This window comes from Methylobacterium sp. WL18, from assembly GCF_008040015.1.
In the GTDB taxonomy this organism is placed as follows: domain Bacteria; phylum Pseudomonadota; class Alphaproteobacteria; order Rhizobiales; family Beijerinckiaceae; genus Methylobacterium; species Methylobacterium mesophilicum.
Genome location: NZ_VRVD01000306.1, coordinates 1 through 5,476, shown reverse-complemented (window position 1 = coordinate 5,476; position 5,476 = coordinate 1). Strand labels below are relative to the sequence as shown.

At 70.5% G+C, this 5,476-nt stretch carries 6 protein-coding genes and 1 other RNA gene; 1 reads left to right on the top strand and 6 read right to left on the bottom strand.

The genetic code is table 11. From position 1 onward, the window contains the following. From FV228_RS19105 to ssrA, 6 genes are all read right to left on the bottom strand, one after another. A partial coding sequence (locus tag FV228_RS19105; RefSeq protein ID WP_147856065.1) for an MmgE/PrpD family protein occupies positions 1 to 479 on the bottom strand: 479 nt, incomplete at its 3' end. Further along, on the bottom strand, positions 479 to 1,273 hold the full coding sequence (locus FV228_RS19100; protein ID WP_147856064.1) for an amino acid ABC transporter ATP-binding protein: 795 nt from the start codon (positions 1,271 to 1,273) through the stop codon (positions 479 to 481). The genes FV228_RS19100 and FV228_RS19105, both read right to left, overlap by 1 nt. 17 nt (positions 1,274 to 1,290) lie before the next feature. Continuing rightward, positions 1,291 to 2,022, bottom strand: coding sequence for an amino acid ABC transporter permease (locus FV228_RS19095; protein ID WP_238261274.1), 732 nt, complete (start codon positions 2,020 to 2,022; stop codon positions 1,291 to 1,293). A gap of 47 nt (positions 2,023 to 2,069) precedes the next feature. Then, positions 2,070 to 2,813, bottom strand: coding sequence for an amino acid ABC transporter permease (locus FV228_RS19090; RefSeq protein WP_147856062.1), 744 nt, complete (start codon positions 2,811 to 2,813; stop codon positions 2,070 to 2,072). Between the two features lie 16 nt (positions 2,814 to 2,829). Beyond that, entirely contained in the window at positions 2,830 to 3,642 is an 813-nt protein-coding gene (locus tag FV228_RS19085) for a transporter substrate-binding domain-containing protein (RefSeq protein ID WP_238261272.1), read from the bottom strand. A 273-nt stretch (positions 3,643 to 3,915) separates the two neighbouring features. Then, positions 3,916 to 4,295, bottom strand: a transfer-messenger RNA (tmRNA) gene (gene ssrA, locus FV228_RS19080). Positions 4,296 to 4,496: 201 nt separating this feature from the next. On the opposite strand from ssrA, the gene FV228_RS19075 reads away from it, so the two are divergent. Then, on the top strand, positions 4,497 to 5,476 hold a 980-nt coding region (locus FV228_RS19075), incomplete at its 3' end, for a CHASE3 domain-containing protein (RefSeq protein WP_147856060.1).

The following is a 5,476-nucleotide window of genomic DNA, read 5'->3' as shown; positions in this document are numbered from 1 at the left end:
CCGAGGGGACCGAGGGTGGCGGTGGCGTGGAAGCCGCGCTCGTAATGGGCGGGGCCGATCGCGCGCCCGAGATGCGCCATGGTCTCCAACCCCACTAGGTAGGCGGCCAGGAACGCGTCCGCGGTGGGGAGCGCATCGGGGTCGAGGGCGGCGAGCAGCGCCGGGACGATCACGGTGGTCGGGTGGCCACGCACGCCGGCATGCACGTCGTCGTAATCGAGCACGTGGCCGGCATGGCCGTTGAGGAGGGCGGCCAGGAACGGGTCGGCCGGCTGAGCGGCGCCGATCACCAAGGCGCGGCCGGGTGCAGCGCCGAAGACACCGCGCAACGTCGCGAGCGACGGGTCGGTGCTGCCGGCCAGAGCGCAGGCCAGGAAGTCCACCAGCGCGACCCGCGCGGCCATCATGGCGGCGGGATCGGTGTCCGGGCGGGCGGCGACGATCGCCTCGGCGAGGGCGGCGGTGCGCGGGTTCGGCATCAGATCCCCTCCCGGTCCTGCACGGCGTCCCGATAGCCCTGGAAGCCGCCGATGAACTGGCGGATGCGCGGATTGCCGGACCGGTAGAACAGCTCGGCCGGCGGCGCCTGCGCCACGATCCGGCCGTTCTCGGTGAACGCGATCGTGTCGCTGATCTCCTCGGCGAAGCGCATCTCGTGGGTGACGAGGATGCTGGTCAGCCCGTCGCGGACCAGCTCCCGGATGACGGCGAGCACCTCGCCGACCATCTCGGGATCCAGGGCGGAGGTGACCTCGTCGAACAGGACGAGGTCCGGCCGCATGGCCAGCGCCCGCGCGATGGCGACGCGCTGCTGCTGGCCACCGGACAATTCACCCGGATAGGCCGCGACCTTGTCGGCGAGGCGGACCCGGGCGAGCAGGTCGCGGGCCAGGGCCTCGGCCTCGGCCCGCGGCACCTTGAGGATGCGGGTCGGCGCGATGGTGATGTTCTCCATCACAGTGAGGTGCGGGAACAGGTTGTATTGCTGGAACACGATGCCGATGCGCTTGCGCAGGGCGATCCGCTCGGCCTCGGTGCGCAGGGTGTCGACCCGGGTGCCGGCCACCGTGATCCGCCCCGCCTGCGGCTGGGCGAGGCCGTTGATGCAGCGCAGGATCGTGGACTTGCCCGAACCGGACGGGCCGATGATCGAGACCGCATCCCCCTTCGCCACCGTCAGATCGATGCCCTTGAGCACCTCGGCCGCCCCGAAGGACAGGTGGACGTCCTGCAGTTCGACGAGGATCGGCCGGGGGGTGGAATCCTGTGCCATGGGGCGGCGATCGGCTTTCAGCGCGGGGCGAGGCGGCGTTCGAGGCGCCGCGTCAGGCGCGAGATCGGGAAGCAGAAGAGGAAGAAGGCGGCGAGCACCGTGAGGTAGACCGCGATGGTGAAGTCGTCGCGGCGCACCGCCGTGCTCGCGTCGGTGGCCGCGTGCAGCAGCTCGTGGACGCCGACCAGGGAGGCCAGCGCCGTGCTCATGGTGATCGAGGCGTAGAGGTTCATCCAGGGCGGCAGCGCCCGGCGCAGGCACTGGGGCAGGATGATCCAGCGCAGGGTCTGCCCGCGGGACATGCCGACGCCCTTGGCGGCGTCCCACTGCGTGGTCGGGACCGACTGGATCGCCCCGCGGACGATCTCGGCCACGTAGGCGCTCGCCGGGATCGCGAGCCCGAACACCGCCTTCAGCCAGTCGGGAAAGGGCAGGTAGGTGCCGGCCACCACGATCTCGAACGGAAAGATGTAGGTGGTGGCGAAGATCAGCACGAGGTGCGGCGCGTTGCGGAACACCTGCACGTAGGCCACCGCCGGGGCTCGCACGAGCCGCGCGGCCGACAGCTCCATCGCCCCCAGCGTGACGCCCGCCAGCGTGCCCGCGCCCATGGCGAGCACGCTGATCAGGATGTTCATGGCGAAGCCCGAGGCGAGGTAGGGCAGCCAGTCGAGCAGGTCGCGGGCGAGCCGCGCGTCGAGCACGAACCACAGGAGGAAGCCGGCGGCGGCGAGGCCCAGCCAGGCCAGGGCCGGACCGAGGGTGGCGCGGCTTCGCGCGGGGAGCGCGGCGGTGCTCACACGCCGTATCCCGGGACGGCGAGGCGACGCTCCACGTACCGGCCGACCTGCGACAGCACCGTGTTGATCAGGCCGAAGAACAGCAGGATCACGATCATCAGCTCGAGGACGTTGTCGCGCTGCGTCCAGATCATGATCGACGCGTAGGTCACCTCGCCCACCGCGATCGCCGACCCGATGGTGGTGAGCTTCACGAGGTTGACAAGGTTGTTCACGAGGGCCGGCATCGCCGTGCGCAGGGCCAGCGGCAGCGTCACGTAGCGCAGGACCTCGAAGGCGGAGAAGCCGATGGCGTGGGCGGTCTCGACCATGGCCGCCGGCACGGCCTCGATCCCGCCGCGCAAAGCCTCGGCGTGGAAGGCGGCGATGTGGAGCCCGGTCACCGCGACCACCCAGAAGAACGGCGTGAACGGGTTGTTCGCCGCGCCGCCGAGCGCCTTCGACAGCAGCATGTTGAGCGCGAAGAACGCGAACATCAGCTGGACGAGGGTCGGGGTGTTGCGGGTGAGCTCGACATAGGCCCGCACCGGGCCGGCGAGCCAGGGCCGCCCCGAGGTCAGGGCCGCCGCGAAGGCCACGCCGGCGGCGAGGCTCAGCGGGATCGCCAGGAGCACGAGCAGGAGCGTCGTGCCCATGCCGGCGATCCAGGGCCGGACCTCGGACGCGCTCAGGAGGAAATCGTAGTGCAGGCCGACCTCGCCCGCGAGGGCGATGAAGGCCCGGACGGCTTGGTCGATCATGCCGGCAGCGACGCGGTCAGGGCTTGGCGGGCGCGGCGTACTTGCGCCGCGCCTCCTCCAGGAAGGTCGGATCGACCAGGCGGTTCGCCTTGGCCATCTCCAGCATCGCGCCCGAGGCATGGAGATCGCGCACCGCCGCGTCGAGCGCCGCGCCGGTGTCGCGCTCGCCCTTCCGCAGCCAGATCACCGAGTCGGCCGGCTCCAGCTCGGTCGGGATGACGATGGCGTAGTCCTTCCATTCGTTCGGGCGGTCGGCGAGCAGCAGCTTGATCGTCGGCGCGACGTGGACGGCGACGACGCAATTGCCGCCCTGGAGCGCGAGCATCGATTCCGGCTGGCTCGGGATGCCCTTCACCTCGGCGCCGTAGGTGTCGGCCAGGGGCTGCGCGTAGTTCGAGCCCTGCGAGATGCAGACCGGCTTGCCCTTCAGGTCCGCCCAGTCCTTGATCCCGCTGTCCTTGCGCCCGAGGGCGGCACCGCCGGCCCGGTCGTACGGGGTCTGCACGTGATCCATGATCTTCGCGCGATCTTCGGTGAACTGCATGTTGGCGATCAGGACGTCGACCTTGCCCTGCTGCAGGAACTGCACGCGGTTGGGCGGCGTGACGGTGACGAGCTCGACCTTCACGCCGAGCTTCTCGGCCAGCGCCTTCGCGAGATCGATGTTGAAGCCCTTCTCGGCCCGGCTCTGCGGATCGATGTAGCCGAAGGGCGCACCCGACAGGATGATGCCGACCGTGAACTTCTGCCGCCCCTTGATCCGGTCGAGCGTCGCGTCCGCCTGCGCCGTCCGGCTCGCGACCATGCCGAGGGAGGCTAGGGCGAGCATGCCGAGACAGGATTTCAACGACGAGGTGCGCGCCATGAGGGCTCCGGTGTGATGCGCGAGGCGGGCTCATCCATACGGGGGACGTGGACGGGCGAAAAGCCGGAATGCGCCGAGCCGCCGAAGTCTCGCCCGCGCCCGGACGAGTCTTCACTGCTGCCGGCGGGGCGTGATCCGGGCGTCCGGACGCGCGTCGACCGCCCACGGCCTGGCCACCGAGCGTCGTCGATCGTCGCGAGGAAGGAAAAAGGTGGGCCCCGGGGCCGAAGCCCCGGGTTCTGTTTCTACGGCTGCCCTGCCGCAAGATGCTTACGCCGCGAGGCGGGCATCCATGACAACGTTATCGTTGGCATTTAGAGTTTTGGTCAGGTGCCCGGAACAGGGGTTGCCTGCGCCGAACCGGTCGAGTCCTTACCGAAGATCGCATCTTATCCTGCCGAAACAGGGTAGAACTCGCGGTCCCTTTACCGTCCAGTCGAACCTAACTTCGCCCCCAGCAGAAACACCATGGCCGCAATCGGCGCCCGATGAGGGCCGTCTGCGCTACCCCGTGAAAACCACCGGGCAGGATGTTTCTGGTGGAGGCGCCGGGTACCGCCCCCGGGTCCTGAAACGTTATTATGAACCGGTCATCAACCTCACGGCCATTCTACCGCGTGTGCGCCGGAAGGTCCACTGGTTCGTGCGGGATCTCGGCCCGCCGCGCCGATGTACCGGGGGCAGCCCGCCGGGGAGGGCGGCGCGCTGTCTCCGCCGGTCGCTCGCACAGGCGGGGTTTGGGCGTTATGGGCTTACCCGCCATCGCTAGCCGCGGCCGCGCGCGGCCGTCCGCAAGCCCGGGCAGGGAGCAGTCGAGCATGCCGAACACGTTGGGCCTCAACCGCACCCTCGGCGCCGCCATCGGCGTCATCGCGCTGGTCTCGGTGCTCAGCAGTGGGGCGGTCCTGGTCACCCGCGGGCAACTGCAGGACGCCAACGACGTCCTCGACCGGTCGAACCAGACGATCCGCGGCCTCGACGCGTTCCGCAACGCCATGCTCAACCAGGAGACGGGGCTGCGCGGCTACCTGATCACCGGGCGGGATGGCAGCCTCGAACCCTACCGGCAGGGACGGCCGGCCCTGGACGCGGCGATCAACCGCCTCGGCCTCCTGATCGGCACTGACGCGACAGCGTCGCGGCTCCTGGCCGACGCCGCCACGGCGGCGCGCACCTGGCAGACCGAGATCAGCGAGGCGGCGATCAAGGGCGCAGCCGACCCGGCGACCCGGCCCGAGGCGATCCGCATCGAGGCCGAGGGCGCGGGCAAGCAACTGTTCGACACCTTGCGGGCCAAGCTCGGCGCCATCGAGACCGCCGAGGAAGCCCGCCGGGTCGCCTTGAAGCTGCGCGTCGCCCGGGCCGAGCGCAACGAGAGCCTCGCCCTGTGGGGCGGCACCCTGATCACGCTCCTGATCTGCGCCGGGATCGGGATTGCCATCAACCGCCTGATCGTCCGGCCGCTCGGGGCCGTGATGGGTTTCGTCGAGCGGGTCGGCGCGGGCGATTTGTCCGACCGTCTGCGCTCCGGCGGGCGCGACGAGATCGCGCGCCTGGGGCGGACGCTGAACGCGATGGTGGACAACCTGTCCGACCTCGCCCGCACGAGCCGGGCGGCCACCGCCGACCTCAACGCGGCGGCGGCCGAGATCCGCGCCTCGGCGCAGCAGCAGGCGGCGTCGGTGGAGGAGCAGTTCGCCGCCGTGCAGGAGACCGCCGCCACGGTGGACGAGATCACCCATTCCGGCGCCCAGATCGGCAAGCGCGCCACCGAGGTGATCGCCACCGCCCAGGCCAC

Coding starts and splice junctions, on each gene's coding strand:
- FV228_RS19100 (WP_147856064.1), bottom strand. CDS start 1,273: ATGGCACAGGATTCCACCCCCCGGCCGATCCTCGTCGAACTGCAGGAC.
- FV228_RS19090 (WP_147856062.1), bottom strand. CDS start 2,813: ATGATCGACCAAGCCGTCCGGGCCTTCATCGCCCTCGCGGGCGAGGTC.
- FV228_RS19085 (WP_238261272.1), bottom strand. CDS start 3,642: ATGCTCGCCCTAGCCTCCCTCGGCATGGTCGCGAGCCGGACGGCGCAG.